General features: G+C 29.5%; 11 protein-coding genes and 1 pseudogene. 1 reads left to right on the forward strand and 11 read right to left on the reverse strand.

The annotated features are described in order from the left end of the window. Positions 1–282: 282 nt before the first annotated feature. From AYC61_RS17140 to AYC61_RS17170, 8 genes and pseudogenes are all read right to left on the reverse strand, one after another. On the reverse strand, positions 283–2,235 hold the full coding sequence (locus tag AYC61_RS17140) for a GTP-binding protein (protein WP_066505595.1): 1,953 nt from the start codon (positions 2,233–2,235) through the stop codon (positions 283–285). A gap of 119 nt (positions 2,236–2,354) precedes the next feature. Then, positions 2,355–3,347 carry a methyltransferase domain-containing protein gene (locus tag AYC61_RS17145; RefSeq protein WP_066505598.1) on the reverse strand — a complete coding sequence of 331 codons (993 nt, stop codon included), beginning with the start codon at positions 3,345–3,347 and terminating at the stop codon, positions 2,355–2,357. A 149-nt stretch (positions 3,348–3,496) separates the two neighbouring features. Continuing rightward, positions 3,497–3,739, reverse strand: a complete 243-nt coding sequence (locus AYC61_RS17150) for a hypothetical protein (RefSeq protein WP_066505600.1) — start codon at positions 3,737–3,739, stop codon at positions 3,497–3,499. Positions 3,740–4,172: 433 nt separating this feature from the next. Then, positions 4,173–5,075, reverse strand: a complete 903-nt coding sequence (locus tag AYC61_RS17155; protein ID WP_082760033.1) for a ribonuclease H1 domain-containing protein — start codon at positions 5,073–5,075, stop codon at positions 4,173–4,175. A 256-nt stretch (positions 5,076–5,331) separates the two neighbouring features. Then, a complete protein-coding gene (locus AYC61_RS17160) occupies positions 5,332–6,948 on the reverse strand; it encodes an ABC-F family ATP-binding cassette domain-containing protein (RefSeq protein ID WP_066505602.1) in 1,617 nt (538 codons plus the stop codon). Positions 6,949–7,222: 274 nt separating this feature from the next. Next, positions 7,223–8,146: a cysteine synthase A gene (cysK, locus tag AYC61_RS17165; RefSeq protein WP_066505612.1), complete on the reverse strand. Its 924-nt coding sequence runs from the start codon at positions 8,144–8,146 to the stop codon at positions 7,223–7,225. Between the two features lie 257 nt (positions 8,147–8,403). Then, positions 8,404–8,514, reverse strand: a pseudogene (locus tag AYC61_RS20810) (IS200/IS605 family transposase); the annotation flags it as partial. A 284-nt stretch (positions 8,515–8,798) separates the two neighbouring features. After that, positions 8,799–9,608, reverse strand: coding sequence for a nucleotidyltransferase domain-containing protein (locus tag AYC61_RS17170; RefSeq protein WP_066505615.1), 810 nt, complete (start codon positions 9,606–9,608; stop codon positions 8,799–8,801). A 457-nt stretch (positions 9,609–10,065) separates the two neighbouring features. On the opposite strand from AYC61_RS17170, the gene AYC61_RS17175 reads away from it, so the two are divergent. Continuing rightward, the gene (locus AYC61_RS17175) at positions 10,066–11,517 is read left to right on the forward strand and encodes a pyridoxal phosphate-dependent decarboxylase family protein (protein WP_066505618.1); all 1,452 of its coding nucleotides are present in this window, start codon (positions 10,066–10,068) and stop codon (positions 11,515–11,517) included. Positions 11,518–11,659: 142 nt separating this feature from the next. On the opposite strand, the gene AYC61_RS17180 is transcribed toward AYC61_RS17175, so the two are convergent. From AYC61_RS17180 to megL, 3 genes are all read right to left on the reverse strand, one after another. Then, positions 11,660–13,660: a methyl-accepting chemotaxis protein gene (locus AYC61_RS17180; protein WP_066505620.1), complete on the reverse strand. Its 2,001-nt coding sequence runs from the start codon at positions 13,658–13,660 to the stop codon at positions 11,660–11,662. A gap of 450 nt (positions 13,661–14,110) precedes the next feature. Continuing rightward, positions 14,111–15,472, reverse strand: a complete 1,362-nt coding sequence (locus tag AYC61_RS17185; RefSeq protein ID WP_066505621.1) for a Na+/H+ antiporter NhaC family protein — start codon at positions 15,470–15,472, stop codon at positions 14,111–14,113. 361 nt (positions 15,473–15,833) lie between these two features. Continuing rightward, positions 15,834–17,000, reverse strand: a 1,167-nt coding sequence (gene megL / locus AYC61_RS17190) for a methionine gamma-lyase (protein ID WP_066505624.1), incomplete at its 5' end; no start/stop codon positions are given.

The following is a 17,000-nucleotide window of genomic DNA, read 5'->3' on the forward strand; positions in this document are numbered from 1 at the left end:
CACAGATTAATTTATATTACCAATTTATCTGGAATTGATTTATTTAAACCTTGTAGTAGATACTTGCTACAAGGTTTTTTCAATACTAATGAGTATAAAATTTAGGGTATGTAAATAATTTCGTGTATTTTCTTTCCAATTTTGTTGTTGAATACTGCATATCACTTCCCTTGTTACATAGTATTGTTTTTCATGAGCTTGTTTCTTTTAACCTTTTAAAAACGTTGAGGAAACAATCTCTTTTTACTAAAATGAACACAATATAATTTGTATTGTGTTCATTTATAAACAATGCATCTCTTCCTCGCATTTATCCCACGTTACTGTATATGCTTTACCCTTAGAGCAAAATATAGATGAAGAAGTATACTCTGGATCTGCTGATTTATTATATCCTATTCTTTCTATAACGTCTTGTTCATTATGGCAACAATCATAGCCACTAAATTTAAGATTGATTTTCCCTTTTCCTTTGGTAAATGATGTAAGTTGTTTGCTGTAATCCATAAATGTTGCAACCGGAACTCTTCCTGTTATAACAACATTATTTCCTACTGTTTTAGGAGAATCAAATGTTCCACAATTCTTTTGTATATCAGACAAAACTCTTCCCATATAATCTTGTTCAACTTTTATCTTAAAGTCATAATAAGGTTCTAGTAATACATTCTTAGCTTTCTCTAATCCCTGTCTTAATGCTCTATAAGTAGCTTGTCTAAAATCGCCACCACTAGTATGTTTATTATGTGATCTGCCCGTTAATAATGTTATTTTCAAATCAGTTAATGATGACCCTGTCAATAATCCATGGTGCTCTCTTTCGTATATATGTCGTTTTATTAAATTCTGATTACCGACTGTTAGCATATCTGGGTGACATACATTTTCAAATACTATACCTTTTCCTCTTTTATTTGGTTCTATTTTTATATGCACTTCTGCATAGTGACGTAATGGCTCAAAATGTCCATAACCTATAGTAGTTGAATCAACTGTTTCTTTATATAAAATCTCTGGAGTCCCAAAGGTTACGTTATAGCCAAATCGATTTTTTATCAGTTGCTCTAACACTTCTAGCTGAATAACTCCCATTACGTGGATGTGGATTTCTTCCAGTTTTTCCTGCCAAGTAACATTTAATGATGGATCTTCTATGTTAAGTATCTTGAAAACTTTTAAAACATCTTTAAGGTTTAATTTTGGATCAAATATTACTTTAGCTCTTAAAGTAGTCATATTTTCATACTGTTCTTTTTCTTTTAAATTTCCTAAACCATCCCCTGCTTTTACTTGTGAAAGACCAGTAACTGCAATAAGTTCCCCAGCTTTTGCATTATTCACATTTATATATTTGCCACCATTGTATGCTCTTATCTGAGTTATTTTCTCGCAAATTTTGATTTCACCATCAATATAGTTTATTTCATCTCTTACGTTTAACTGGCCACTTATTATTTTTAAAAATGTTATTCTTACTCCTTCTTCATCATACTTAATTTTATAAACTCTGCCAGCTAACTTCTCTTTTTCTAAATATTTAGTATAAGATAGTAAATCTAAATTCTCAAAAAAATCAATTATACCTTCATCATGTAATGCAGATCCACTCATGCATGGATATACTTTATTATCTTTTATCATAGTTCTTAATGAAATCAACCAAATTTCAAAATTATAGTCTTCTTCTAAATATTTTTCAAATAACTTTTCATCTCTTTCTGCCATAAACTCTATTAAATCTTCTTTTATATTACCATTTTTCAGATTGTCCTTTATGTAACATACATCACCAGTTAAATTCTCAGCTATTTCATCTATAACACCTTCTACGTCTGCTCCCACTCTATCAGTTTTATTTATAAAAAAGAATGTAGGAATATTATGTTTTTCAAGTAACTGCCAAACAGTCTCAGTATGCCCCTGTACACCTTCAACTGCACTAACTATAATAATAGCATAATCCATAACTTTTATTGCTCTTTCCATTTCAGGTGAAAAATCAACATGGCCGGGAGTATCTACTAAGTAATATTTTGAATCTTTATTAGATATTATTGCTTGATCAGAAAAAACAGTTATGCCTCGTTTTTTTTCTATATCATGTGTATCTAAAAATGTATTTTGATGATCTACACGTCCTCTTTGTTTTATACTATTTGTATGATATAGTAACTGCTCACAAAACGTTGTTTTTCCTGCATCAACATGAGCAAGTACACCTATTGTTTTATTCATTTGTTCACCTCTTTAACTTTTACATTACTTTAAGATATATCATTATATTTTGTATATGCGTATTAATGAAAAAGATGACAAGCAAAAATCCCATTGTCATCTATTATCTTTAAAAAATATTATTTCTCTGCAACAATAGTACAAAACTCAATTTTTGTTTCATTTAATGGGAATCCATCAATTCTGCCACCTTCTATTATTATCCCTACAGGTGTTGGTTTTATATCTGCTAAATACGAATTTTTTATCTGGACATTCCAATCATATTTATTAAATGTTGAAACTGCATTTTCTCTAGTAGCATAAGCATCATTTCCCATTAAATCCATATGAACCTTATCGTTTTTATTAATAAAAAGCATTATAGGCATAAATTTACCTTTTGTAATTCTACACATCTCTTTTATAACATCTCCTGGACTTTCAATATTTTGAAGCCCCAGGTAACTGGTCATTGTTTCAATTGAAGCATCTTTAAATGGAGTCTTCCTTGCATCAAAGGCTATTAAGCTTAATTTATCATATAAACCTTTAAATGTATAATATTCCTTGTTCCTAGATAGTATGTTTGGACTAAAATCAGTTGCAACAACATAATTGTTGGTTTCCTTTAATAATTTTTCTACAAGATAGCCTTTTCCACTTGCAATATCTACAACAGGTTTATTTTGTTTTTTAACACTATCTAGTATATAATTCATTTGGCTCTTCCAACCATCAATATAGTCCTTAGTGTAAATTTTTTCAAAAGCATTTTGAAACATCTTACAGCTTCTTTCATAATCGCCTTTCATCTCTAAACAAGAAGCCTTAAGCCAATAATCTGCACCACCAAGCTCTTCTTCGGGTGTATTCATTAGTTTCTCATAAACTTGCGGGTATTCTTTAAAATATTTCTCTAAACCACTTTCATTTTTCTGCCATAAATCATTTCTAGAAAGACTGTTAGTAAGAAAAACTGCTATTTCATCTCTAACTTCATACTTGCATTTACATTCTCTACAATGTATTGATGCATTTATGATTCTTTCTTCGCTTTCTTCTTTAATATCCCATTCTAACTTACCATGACACTCTGGACATATTAACATGTCAACATATTGCTTATGCATTGATATCCCCCCATTTTAATATTAATGTATTAACAAGTATTGTAATTGAAATAAATTGCTGAATATTACATCTATTCCATTATGAATTTTAAAGTCATTCTTAATAAAGTAAGTTTATCATATTTAATATGTAAATTTATATATAGAAATCAATTAAAAATTGAATATATTATAGTTATTAAGAAAAATGTTGTTACTACAATTGCAATTATTGCACTTTTTTTACAGAAACTTATAAACTCATCAGTTACTTCTACATCTCTGTCCTTGTACATCCATCTTTTCCCAAATAAATAACTCTCTTTAGGATTAAAATATTGATAAACAAGAATAGCATATAATGGTACGCAAAAAATTACAGCTAAAAAACATTCTAATACTTTTATAAACATATAATCTTCCCCCTATTAATATCAGATTATAACTCCCCTGTTACATTTATAAATTAGTTAGTTGCAAAACTCTACACCTATATATAATTACAATGTTTACATGCTATGAAGCAACTCAGTTTCCCCCATAAAACAGTTGTAAAAAATACCAATATAGCTACTAGGGAAACATCTCATGTTTCTTTGAAAGCGTGACTTCAAGAGTTCGTTTCTTCATCGCTCTTTCTTAAATAAAGAAGTTGCTCTCTACTCACTGCGTTCCTAGGAGTAAGTGATTCACACAAAATCATAGATTTTGGTTCTCTACTCAAAACAGGCTCTTGCCCAGCCGTCAAAGATTATGAGATGGTTCCCCTCGCCCAAAACTTATGAGCTAAAAAATTTATGTTATTTACACATTATTTTCAAATTTTTGTTTTGCAACTATCTACACTTATAAATTTATAATAACTTCTTCTTTTCCTTCAATTGTTTCTACAATAAAAACAGCTCTTAAGTTATCACTATCTTTAATATCTAATACAATCTTCAAATCTTCAATATCTTTGATGTTTTTTCTCATTTTTTTCCACTTCAATTTAAATTCTTTTGTTATATTTTTAGTATTTATATATTCACCATTAGCAATTGGTATATTAAATACGGGTGAAATCGAGCTGCTATTCATTTTACTGCTTTCTATATCATTCTTTCTTATTTTTTGCTCCATAAACTGTTTTTTTTCTTTTTTGAATAGAACATCTTTAGCTAATTGATCGACCTCTTCATTATATTTATCTCCTGAATGTGCTTTTACTTTGATAAATATAACTTCTAAATCTTTAGAAATTTCATTACAAAAACTCTGATATTCTTTAGTTCCTTCTTTATTAGCTTTCCATGAAAGATTTGCCCATTTTTCAATGCCTTCATAATCATAATGCAAATAAAGCCTTTTTGCATTCATTTCAAGAGCATATCTCATTGCTTTTTTTGCTCCTTCTAGTTCTCCTGCTACATTCCTCATATCTACTAACCTTAAATCATTACTTTTATCCGAAAAATCTTTTCTGTTGCCATTAAAAAAAGTTATGACTCCGTAGCTGTACCACTTCTCATTTTTATCATAGCTACCGTCTACATATGCAATCATTTCATCACTATCTAACTCTTCAATTGTTTTATATTCAATATCTTTAACTCCATTATCTAAAAATCTTTTCGCTTCTTCAATACTTGTAAAACTTTTATATTCTGCACCCGAAAATCCACTAATTGATTTTTGACATTCTGCCCAAGTCTTAAATATTCCTGTTTCTCTACCTTTTCTAACAGCGTAAACCTTACTTTTACCCATTTATTTACCACCTTTAAAATTCTTTTATTAAATATTCTACACTTTTATATTCATTACCTTCTATTGTATTTTTTAAAATGTTTTGTATAGCTTCAACACAAAAACATTGAGCCATATTTCACTCAAAGTTTACCATAGTTATTTAACAATTTTTGAACTCTTGTTGCAAAAATAAAACTTCCCTAGTATATAAAAAAACCACTCAAGTATAAAAAGTGGTTTCATCAGCATATAATTTATTGTTTACAACTCAGCTTTATTCATACATACTATCAATTTTGTTTTGTAATTCTTCATCTTCCAAAAATTCTTCTAATGTAGTTTTCTTATCTATTATTCCTTTTGGTGTTATTTCAATAACTCTATCAGCTATTGTTTGTATGAATTTATGGTCATGAGATGTAAATAACATTGTACCTTTAAAATCTATCAGCCCATTATTCACTGATTGAATTGATTCTAAGTCTAAATGGTTTGTTGGCTCATCTAGTATTAAAACATTTGCTCCTGAAAGCATTAGTTTTGAAAACATGCACCTAACTTTTTCTCCTCCAGAAAGAACATCTACCGTCTTTAATGGTTCATCTCCTGAAAATAGCATCTTCCCTAAAAAGCCTCTAATAAAGGTTTCTGATTTTTCCTCTGAGTATTGTCTTAGCCAATCTATCAAACTAAAATCAGAACCTTCAAAATATCGTGAATTGTCTTTTGGTAAATATGCTGTCGTTGTTGTAACACCCCATTTAAATGTACCTTCATCTGGCTCAATTTCACCCATTAAAATTCTGAATAGAGTTGTTTTTGCTGCTTCATTTCTTCCTAATAAAACAACCTTTTCTCCTTTATTTAGTGTAAATGTAATATTGTCTAATACTTTTACTCCATTAATAGTTTTAGATATTCCATCTACAGATAAAATATCTCTTCCTGCCTCTCTTAAAGGAGTAAAGCCTACAAAAGGATACTTTCTTGATGACGGTTGAATATCATCTAGGGTAATCTTATCTAATAGCTTCTTTCTAGATGTTGCTTGTCTTGCTTTTGATGCATTAGAACTAAATCTAGCTATAAAAGATTGTAATTCTTTTATTTTTTCTTCTTTTTTCTTGTTTTGTTCTCTCATTAATCTTAATGCTAATTGACTTGATTCATACCAAAAATCATAGTTCCCTACAAATAGTTTTGCCTTTCCAAAATCAATATCTAACATATGAGTACATACTGTATTTAAAAAATGTCTGTCATGCGAAACAACTATAACTGTTTTATTATATTCTATTAAAAATTCTTGTAACCAATGAACTGCTTTAAAATCTAAATGGTTAGTAGGCTCATCTAATAATAATATATCCGGATCTCCAAACAACGACTGAGCTAAAAGAACTTTTACCTTTTCGCTACCTTTTAATTCCTGCATCGTTTTTGAGTGAATTGACTTATTAATACCTAAACCAACTAATAATTTTTCAGCATTAGTTTCAGCATCCCATCCATCTAATTCTGCAAATTCAACTTCTAATTCTGCTGCTTTAATACCATCATCATCACTAAAATCAGGCTTCTGATATAGAGCATCTTTTTCTTTCATGATGTCATATAGTCTCTTATGACCCATAATAACTGTATCTAAAACAGTAAACTCATCAAACTCAAAGTGATTTTGCTTTAATACTGCTAATCTTTCACCTGGGGAAATCGAAATATTTCCTTCATTTGGCTCTATCTCACCTGATAGAATTTTTAAAAAAGTTGATTTTCCTGCCCCGTTAGCGCCTATTACACCGTAACAATTTCCTGGAGTAAATTTAACATTTACATCCTCAAATAATTTTTTTCCTCCAAATCTTAATCCTACACCTGTAACTGTAATCAAATTTATATTCGTTATACACTATTATTTGTATAACTTCCTCCTTCCAATTCTTGAATTTTCTATAAATTAAAACAAAATTTCATTTTCAGATTTTTTAATGTAGATTTTATCTACCCAACAATAAATTTATCTACAACTTAAAAAATTGCACAAATTATTGTGCAATTTTAGTCACTTATCAATTATACACTATTCATGATAATTTTTAAACATTTTTTATACGATGCATTTATTGTTAATTTTTGATAATAACTATTTAATGACCACCATTCTATTATAAGTTATTAAATAATGGAGTACTCAAATATCTTTCTCCGCAGCTAGGTGAAATAGTTAATACTTTCTTCCCTTTACCTAGTTTTTTAGCAACTTTTATTGCTGCTGTTATTGAAGCTCCTGTTGAAATTCCTACTAATATGCCTTCTTCTTTCGCTACTCTTCTAGCCATCTCTAATGCTTCATCATCTGTTATTTTTTCTATTTCATCAATTATCTCTGTATTTAATACATCAGGTATAAAACCAGCTCCTATACCTTGTATTTTATGTGCTCCTTTTTTTTCTCCTGATAAAACAGCTGAATTCATTGGTTCAACTGCAACTATCTCAATTTTAGGAATTCTTTCTTTTAATACTTCTGAGCATCCAGTCAATGTTCCACCTGTTCCTACAGCTGCTACAAAAGCATCTATATCAGTTCCCAATGCATCAATAATCTCTAGGGCAGTTGTTTTTCTATGAATATCAGGATTATCAGGGTTACTAAATTGTTGGGGCATAAAATAATTATTTTCATCAGCAAGCTTTTTAGCTTTGTTAATTGCTCCATCCATACCTAAAGCTGCAGGTGTTAATATTATATCTGCACCAAAAGCTTTTAAAAGCTTTTGACGTTCTATACTCATATTTTCAGGCATTACCATAATTATATTGTAACCTTTTGATGCTCCTATCATAGCTAGACCTATACCCGTATTTCCACTTGTTGGTTCAATCAGTGTATCTCCTGGTTTTATTTTCCCTTCTTTTTCTGCATTTTCAATCATATTTAATGCAACTCTATCTTTTATACTGCTACCTGGATTAAACCATTCTAGTTTAACATAGACATCAGCGATATCTTCTTCTACTACTTTATTTAACTTAATAATTGGAGTATTTCCAATTAATTCTTCTATTGAATTTACAACTTTACTCATGTTTATTACACTCCTTTTTATATCCTAGTGTTTTTGTAGGAATTACTATCAATTATATGATACACTCAAGTATATGTCAATATATCAGTACAATATAAATAAAAAAGTTTTATATTTTATGGACAATTGTAAATTGTTAAAATGTTGATTTGCTCTACCCCTATAAGTGGCTGTTACCAACCAACGCCTAAAGATACTAGTTTTAACTAAGTTTAAGCCACTACGTCATTGTCACTTTTACTACACATTAAAAGACTAAGGCTTTCTTTGTATTGATTATATACAATTTTTCGTCTATACTTAGTAGTGAATACAATATGATTACACATCCATTTTGTATGTGCTAAACTATTTGCTTTATTTGCCATCAAAATCACCTTTCCTTTCGTTATTTTAGTAGCTTGAACAACTCTATTATAACGGAAAGGTGATTTTTTTGTATAATTTCGTTTTCGCACCCGCATAAAGTATGGTTTATAGTTTCGCACGTTTTGCAAGAAGCTGGCTAAAGCCATTAAATAAATAAAACACCCCGTTAATACGAGGTGCAGTTAAGTTTAGAATATAATATCTAATAATATAATGTAAAATATCGCTATGTGTGTTCAACATTAAACAGTTCTGGTTAAAAACTATAAAATAATCAATGATTTTAATCCCTTTTCAAGCTACTCTTTATATTTAGATTTTCTTCTAGATTAATTTTCTTAACTTCTCCAATTAATTCATCTAACCATTTTTTTGTTTCTTCATATTTTACTTTTAAATCATCACCATCTTTTATGAAATAAAGCTCTTCAAGTTTCTTAACAATATCTTTAGGAAAATCATAATATACATATCTTATTCTAAAGTTATATCTATATGGACTGTGTTTAATTCTCAAAACCTCTATCAATGGATTTAGAGTAAAATTTTGATAAAAAGCAAAAGCTTCAATATAATTATGTCTATTTAATTCTTTTTCTACTAATACTCCATATATCTTTACTAGATTTTCAATCTGCTTTAATCTATGATCAAGTTTTTTTGCAAATTCCCTTTTGTCAATAGGCATTACCTCAGTCACCTTATCTTTGTCAAAGTTAACAAAAACATCTCCATGTATTTCTTTTTTTAAGAATTTGTTAGTACTACTGTGCATCACTGCGCAAATCTCAACAACAAGAAATTTGCTGACATTTTTTAATCTATATACTTTCTGATAACCACCAGGTGACATAGGTTGAGGTGATTCAAAATAGTTCTCTACTCCAGATAAGGATTCTAAAACAGTATCTATGTATTTAAATATTTCTCTTGTTTTATCATCTTCTACATCAACAACTATATCTATATCTGACCATTCATCTACTCTTCCAAAAGCAGCTGAACCACACTGCCACATTGCATATACAAAATCTAAAGGCTTTAGCACATCTACTATACTTTTTATAATTTCCTCTCTTGTTAAGCTACTCATATAATACCCCCTCCACATTATCCCATATTTTTTATAATTTACACATAGAAATTATATCTTATTTATATCACAATTTTATTTATCATTCAAACTTATATGGATTAATACAAACTTTATAAATTCATTTTTTTATACTCTCTATTCTTTTCCCTTATATATAGCACACCTTAATTGTTTTTTATAAACATAAAATTTTGTTAATATATTTAACCCCAGATTATTCATAGTATTTATTCTTAAACATACCAATTCAAATATTTCTTTGGTATATAATGTTATCAGTTAAATAATTTGTCGTATCTTGAAAAAATACATATTTATTTATCATGCAATATACGATATAATAACTCTATCGACTTTGTTTAGATGTTTTTACCTATAATTAATTTTAAAACTACCAAAATAATTTGCTAATTAAATCACTTTGAATATTACAATAGAAAGTCGAGGAAAAACAATGCAATCAAAATCTTTAGATATAGAAAATATTGATATATGCTTAAATAAAGCAATCAATGTTGTAGAAGAATATATAAAAAACATTTCAAATGAACCTGTTATTCCTAATATAAAACGCGAAGAACTATATGATATAATTTCAAGTCAAATGCCTTTAGATGGTATTGGTGTTGAAAATGTAATTGATGATGTGAAGAAAAATATTGTTCCTTATTGTACTAAGATAGGAAATCCTAAATTCTTATCATGGATTATTACAAGCCCTTCTCCTGCTGGAACAATTGGTGAGATCTTAAATATTGGTTTAAATCAAGTTCCATTCTGTTTTAAATCAGGACCTGCTGCTACTGTTATTGAAGAAACTGTCATATCTTGGTTTGCTGATATGTTTGGTTACAATGATAAAAGTGGAGGAATTTTAGTAAGTGGCGGCTCTACAGGGACATTAACAGCCCTTTCTGTTGCAAGGGAAGCTCATCTACCGGGAAGTATGAAGAAAGGTCTACAAGGCGCAAATAAGCCCCTTGTAGTATATACGTCAAGTGTGAGTCACAAATCTATAGATACTGCTGTAAGTGTTCTTGGAATAGGCAGTAATTTTATTAGGAAAATACCAGTTGATAGTAATTTTAAAATGGATATTAATAAATTAAAAAAACAAGTAGAAGAAGATAGAAAATTAGGCTATGATCCGTTCTGTGTTGTAGCACAAGCAGGAACATCAAATGAAGGTGCTGTAGACAATATTGATGGTATTGCAGATTTTTGTAATGAACAAAATATATGGCTGCATATAGATGCAGCATATGCTGGAGGCGCTATACTGACTGAAAGAGGAAAAAAACTTATGAAAGGAATAGAAAAAGCTGATTCTATATCAACTGATCCTCATAAGTGGTTTTTTATACCTGTTGAAGTAGGTTGTGTTCTAATAAAAGATAGAGAGCACCTTTATAATACCTATAGAGTTAGTGATAAAGAATATGATGCTGATGATCCTATAGAGTACATGAATTATGGCATCCAATTCACACGTATGTCTAGAGCATTCAAAATTTGGTTTGCATTTAGAGCTTATGGTATTAATAAACTATCAGAAATAATAGACCAAAATTTAGATTTATCTCAAGAATTTACTGATTTAATAGACAAATCTGATAAATGGGAGCTCCTCTGTCCTACTCAAACATCAGCTGTATGTTTTAGGTACGTTCCTAATTCAGAATGTAGTGATAGACAGTTAAACGAGGTTCAAAGTAATATAGTAAAAGAATTAGAATTAAGTGGTAAGGCTTTTCTGTCTCAAGCAGTCGTTAATGGAAAAGTAGCTATAAGAGCTTGTTTCTCTAATCATAGGACAAGTTATGAAGATTTGGATTTTGTATTTAATACACTTTCTGAAATAGCTGAAACTACTTCATATCATCTTATTAATAATAAAGGTGCATAAACTATTTTCTTTTATAAAATTGTGAGAGTCAAAAATATTTTTGACTCTCACATTATTTCAATAAGTAAAGTTCAACGCTAATATATGTAACTAAACTCCTGTGAATAATCAACTTACTAGATATTAAAGATATACAATGCATTTATATCTCAAATTTTGAAATTAGCTCATCTAAATTATCAGCTAACAAATTTAAATTATCAGCAAAGTTAACTATCTGCTGCAAACTTGCAGATTGTTCTTCTATAGCAGCACTCGTTTGCTGTGTTGATGATGCGATTACTTGTGCTAAATCTGAAACTTCCAGTACATTTTTTACTGATACTTCCTTACTTGAAGCAACTTCATTGAGAGATGAATATATATCTTCAATATTATGTGTTAATGATTGTATTTCATTTATTATATTCATATAACTTGAATCAGTTTTTTCTATGCTTTTCTCAGTTAAATCATTTAAATTTTTACTTTCTTTAATGTCTTCAAGAACTAAGGTGATGTTTTGCTGCATTGTTGTTAATACTAAATTTATTCTATCAGCAGATTTTGCTGAATCTTCCGCTAGTTTTCTAACTTCATTAGCCACTACAGCAAAACCATCTCCCTGCTTTCCAGCTCTAGCTGCTTCTATACTGGCATTTAGTGCTAATAAATTTGTTTGATTTGTTATTTCTGATAGTGTATTAGTAATATTTATTATCTCATTTGAACTTTCTGCAAGCTTTTCAATTTCTTTTAATGTTCTATCAGTAGCATTTGTATTCTTTAAATAACTTTCTTTTAGTGCTTTCATTACTTCTATTCCTTTATCAGCTGCTACTTTAGCATTTTGTGAAGCTTTAAGTATTAAATCTCCTTTATTTACGCTTGTATCCACTTCTTTATCTAGAGCCCCCATAGCATCTGTAGTAATATTTAAACCCTGTGCTTGTCGTAAAGCACTTTCAGAAATATCTTGTACAGTTTGGGCTATCTCTTCTGTAGCATCATTAGATTCTTGTGTAGCAGATAACATATTATCTGAGGACGTTTTCAGTTTAAGCGAAGAATCCTTTATATTCTCTATTACTGTTTTTATATCTTCAGTCATAATATTAAAGGAATTTCCTATTATTTTTAATTCTTCTACGTCACCTTTTCTATTATTAACTTTTAATGTAAAATCTCCACTGCCCAGTTTTTTAATTATTCCAACTATGTTATTAATAGATTTAGAAATTTTTATCCCAAAATAATTGCCAGCAATTAGGGCTAGTATTAAGAAAATAACTATTATTAATAAAATTGAATTCCTTAATCTTATATTTCTGCTATTAAACTCATCTACAGGTATAAATGATGCAATAGTATAATTTGTTTTCTCGTCTTTTAAAATATTTATTTTATAATTTTCATTATTTATTTGTATTTCATTATTGGAAATATTCCCTTCTATAATATCATTTATCCATACACATTCTTTATCACTAGCTTTTTTTCCAATAAAATCACTATTTTTAGATGCTAAAACATTTCCTTTTTCATCTATTATTGTTGTAAAACCATTATCACCTATTTTAACCTGCGAAACTATTTCTGATAATGAATTTAAGGTTATATCTGCTCCTACAGCCCCTTCTATTTTACCAGACTCACCTACTACAGCTTTGGCAATAGTTACAACATATCTACCTTTTTTGTTTACATCTTCATAAGGAATAGTTACAATAACTTGCCCTTTATTTGCTACTGCTTCTTTGTACCAAGTTCTCGTTCTAGGATCATAACCGTCTGGTATTTTATCTACAGTAGCATAATGTACACCATTAATTTGTCCAAAAAATATTGTTGTAATGTCTTTGTGAGCATTCCTTACATCATAAAAGTATGACATCATTGACTCTTCATAATCCAGATTCGTGAATACCTTCTTTACACTACTATTATTCGCTAAAGTATCTATTACCTCTTTATTATACTCGATTGTAGCAGTGATTACTGATGATATATTTCGAGCTTGACTAATCATTATATTTTGAAAATCTTCAATTTGATTTTTATTACTAATGTAATAACTTAAGCTTGATATTACAATAGTAGGAATTATTACTGCTAAAGAAAGTAATAAAGAAATTTGTAATCTCATAGTCTTTTTGATTTTCATAAAAACCTCTCCTTTTACAAAAACGAGTAGTATGATTTATTTAACCAAGATTATTCATAAACCTAATTCTTCTAATGGATAAACTACCAATCCATTGAATAAGCTTTAGATTCACAATAATTAAAATTATACTTTACATTATATGGAGTTATATGAATAATCAATATTTAAAGATGAATATTTAAGTAAATGTTACCCTCTCTATAACAGAAATTACATTTATATATATATTAAAATAGTAATTAAAAATATAGGATCAAATCAGTATACCGATTTGATCCTATATAAACCTAGATTAATTATTGATAAATAAATAATCTCTATTACTGAAACTCCGATTCTATTCTAATTGAATTTTAGGCTGCTTAACTTTTGCAGCATATTATGGAGAGTGATTTGAATAATCAAGGTTAAATATTATTAATATATCTTGCTATATATATTTTTTTATTATACAGCTTTTTTTTCTTTATCCCAATTCCATGGCTCTTTTTTGATTAATTTATCAGCAAACGGTATAAAGATAGATGCTATAGCAGATACTACAAGAAGTTGTTGGTACCAAAGTAATGGAATAACGTCCATTGGAGATACTGAGCCCTTTGCAAAACTTGTTAATATAAGCATTTGTGCTCCATAAGGAATAAGTCCTTGTAATACACATGAAAAAGTATCTAGTAAAGACGCACTTCTACGAGGATCCACTTTATATTTTTCACAAAGTTCTCTTGCTATAGGTCCATTTATTATAATAGCAACTGTATTATTAGCAACTGCGGCATCCGTTAATGAAACTAGTGCAGCAATACCAATCTCTGCCGATTTCTTTCCTTTTATCATCTTTTGGATTTTATTTAACAAGAATTGAATTCCACCAGCTTTTGTAACAAGTTCTGCAAGTCCACCAGTAAGTAGTGATAATAAGAAAATATCAGTCATGTTAGTAAATCCAGTAAAAGTTTGTTGTGCAAATGATAAAAGTGTTAAATCTCCGTAAGCAAGACCAATGATACCTGCTAAGAATATACCACCTGTTAATACTACAAATACGTTTACACCAACTAAAGCTAAGATTAATACGAATAAATATGGTAATACTTTTATTATGTTAAAATCATAAGCTTGCATTGTAGGTATAGTTTCTGGATGACCAAATATTAATAATAATACAATTGTTACTATTGCAGCAGGTGCCGCTATAAAAATATTTACCTTAAACTTATCTCTCATTTCACAACCTTGAGTTCTAGTAGCAGCGATAGTTGTATCAGATATTACAGAAAGGTTATCACCAAACATAGCTCCACCACATACAGCAGCTAATGTAAGAGGTAATGATAATCCTGCTTTTGCAGCAACTCCAACAGCAATTGGTCCTAAAGCTGCTATTGCTCCAACTGAAGTTCCTGTTGCTATAGATATAAATCCTGCAATAACAAATAATCCTGCCATTACGAATTGTGGTGGAATATAAGTTAAACCTAAGTTAACAGTTGAATCAACACCACCCATAGATTTAGCTACAGCAGCGAACGCTCCAGCTAATAAATAAATTGTACACATAATGATTATATCTGGATTTCCACAGCCTTTGACAAAAGATTCAAATTTTTCATTAATAGTCCCTTTTAATAAAATAAATGCTACTATAATTCCGCAAAATACAGCTACTGGTGCTGGGAACTGATAAAATGCCATTTCTACACCTTTTAATTGAAGAAAAATACCACTTCCTAAATAAACACCAATAAATACTATAAAAGGTATCAAGGCTATTCCACTCGCCTTTATTTTGTTTTGCTTTTCGTTCATTATTTAATTTCCTCCTTTGTATATATGTTTCTTTAATACATGTGTGAGTCTTAAGTTAATAAAATTAATTAGAAAATAACCCAGATGATTCATGTTATTTTATATAATATGTCGAATATTTCTAAATTGTTAGACCAATTAAATTGTTTAGATTTAAATAGATGTATTATAAACAAATTACTTTAGAAATGTAATATATTTTAGTTATCTACTTATAGTGTTCGATTTTATGAATAATCTGGGACTTAATATTTCAAAGTAAAAAATGATTTGTTATGATGTTTTTTTACCTATAATTGTAATCGGGGGATACCAGCCCCCAATTACTAGAATTGAGTTTAAATTAAATCTTTATTCCAGATTATTTAACAATTAAATCTAAAGCTTGTTTCATATCAGCTATTATATCATCTGCATCTTCAAGACCAACAGATAATCTTACTAAACCATCACTGATTCCTGCAGCAGCTCTTTCTTCAGCTGTGTATGGAGAGTGTGTCATTGATGCTGGATGTTGAATTAATGTTTCTGCGTCTCCTAAACTTACTGCAAGTATAGCTAAATGTACATTGTTCATTACTACTCTACCTTCTTCTACTCCACCTTTCAATTCGAAAGCTATCATAGCACCTGGTAATTTCATTTGCTTCTTAGCTATATCATAGTACTCAAAGCTTTTTAATCCTGGATAATATACTTTATCAACTGCTGGATGAGCTTCTAAGAATTCAGCAACTTTAATTGCATTTGCACAATGTTTTTCCATTCTTAATTCTAGAGTTTTCATTCCTCTTAATATTAAATAAGCATCATCAGGTCCTAATACTGAACCAGTCATATCTTTAACACCAAACAATCTAACTTGGTTAATGAAATCTAATTTACCAGCTGCAAATCCAGCTACTACATCTCCGTGTCCATTTAAATATTTTGTTGCTGAGTGAAGAACAACATCAGCTCCATGCTTTAATGGTTGTTGAATATATGGAGTACAGAAAGTGTTATCAACGAATACTAAACAATTTTCATTTTCATGAGCTATTTTAGCAACTGCTTCAATGTCTGTAATTTTTAATGTTGGGTTAGCAGGAGTTTCTAAGTAAACAACTCTTGTATTTGGTTTCATTGCATTTTTTACTTCTTCTAAATTTGCAACGTCTACGAAAGTAACCTCAACGCCGAATCTTGTAAGACCATGGTTTAATAATGCAAAAGTACATCCATAAAGAGTATCTGAAGCAACAACATGATCTCCAGCTTTTAATGCTGCCCATAAAGATGATGAAATAGCACCAATTCCAGATGCAGTAGATACAGCAGCTTCTGCTCCTTCAAGAATAGCTACTTTTTCTTCAACTTCTGTGTTTGTTGGATTTCCAAGTCTAGAGTATATATATCCAGGTTCTTCTAATGCGAATCTTTTTCCACCTTGCTCTGCAGATTCAAACACAAATGTAGAAGTTCTGTATACTGGAGTAGCTAATGCTCCAAATTGCTTGTCGCCAACATGTCCACCATGTATAGCTTT

It is taken from the genome of Abyssisolibacter fermentans (genome assembly GCF_001559865.1).
Classification (GTDB): domain Bacteria; phylum Bacillota; class Clostridia; order Tissierellales; family MCWD3; genus Abyssisolibacter; species Abyssisolibacter fermentans.

What these genes read in the sequence shown, in the direction of transcription:
- AYC61_RS17140 (WP_066505595.1), bottom strand. Translation starts at nt 2,235, where the DNA reads ATGAATAAAACAATAGGTGTACTTGCTCATGTTGATGCAGGAAAAACA.
- AYC61_RS17145 (WP_066505598.1), bottom strand. Translation starts at nt 3,347, where the DNA reads ATGCATAAGCAATATGTTGACATGTTAATATGTCCAGAGTGTCATGGT.
- AYC61_RS17150 (WP_066505600.1), bottom strand. Translation starts at nt 3,739, where the DNA reads ATGTTTATAAAAGTATTAGAATGTTTTTTAGCTGTAATTTTTTGCGTA.
- AYC61_RS17155 (WP_082760033.1), bottom strand. Translation starts at nt 5,075, where the DNA reads ATGGGTAAAAGTAAGGTTTACGCTGTTAGAAAAGGTAGAGAAACAGGA.
- cysK (WP_066505612.1), bottom strand. Translation starts at nt 8,146, where the DNA reads ATGAGTAAAGTTGTAAATTCAATAGAAGAATTAATTGGAAATACTCCA.
- AYC61_RS17170 (WP_066505615.1), bottom strand. Translation starts at nt 9,608, where the DNA reads ATGAGTAGCTTAACAAGAGAGGAAATTATAAAAAGTATAGTAGATGTG.
- AYC61_RS17175 (WP_066505618.1), top strand. Translation starts at nt 10,066, where the DNA reads ATGCAATCAAAATCTTTAGATATAGAAAATATTGATATATGCTTAAAT.
- AYC61_RS17180 (WP_066505620.1), bottom strand. Translation starts at nt 13,660, where the DNA reads ATGAAAATCAAAAAGACTATGAGATTACAAATTTCTTTATTACTTTCT.
- AYC61_RS17185 (WP_066505621.1), bottom strand. Translation starts at nt 15,472, where the DNA reads ATGAACGAAAAGCAAAACAAAATAAAGGCGAGTGGAATAGCCTTGATA.